This is a genomic window from Neisseria sp. P0021.S006, assembly GCF_051956895.1.
This window is the reverse complement of the sequence record NZ_JBQCWZ010001106.1, coordinates 1-497: the sequence shown is the minus strand read 5'-3', so window position 1 is coordinate 497 and position 497 is coordinate 1. Positions and strand designations below refer to the sequence as shown.

Annotated in this window: 1 pseudogene; it reads left to right on the top strand. The window is 50.3% G+C overall.

The annotated features are described in order from the left end of the window. Window positions 1-97: 97 nt before the first annotated feature. Window positions 98-497 (top strand): annotated as a pseudogene (locus ACTHUM_RS18975) (nitronate monooxygenase); the annotation flags it as partial.

The window sequence follows — 497 nt, the reverse complement described above, 5'->3', positions numbered from 1 at the left end:
GCGAAAAACACACTTATTTGTATACACATCAGCCCGTTATCCAATCCATTTCATAGGATTTCAGACGGCACCACCCAGAATCTATGAAGGAGCATCCATGCAAAACAACTTTGACCCATTGATTATCCGTGGCAAATCACTGATTCCCGTCGTACAAGGCGGTATGGGTGTAGGCGTTTCCGCATCAAAACTCTCCAGCGCGGTTGCGCGCGAAAACGGCGTAGGTACCATCGCCAGCGTCGATTTGCGCCACTTGCACGAAGATTTGCTGGCCGAATCAAAAATCGATTCCAGCGAAGAAAAATACACCCGTATCAACTGCATCGCGCTGGACCGTGAAATCAAAAAAGCCAAAGCCGATTCAGAAGGCAAAGGCATGATTGCCGTCAACGTCATGAAAGCTGTCAAAGACCATGCCGCCTACGTCCGTCAGGCCTGCGAATCCGGTGCAGACGCGATTGTGATGGGAGCAGGTTTGCCTTTGGATCTGCCGGAAA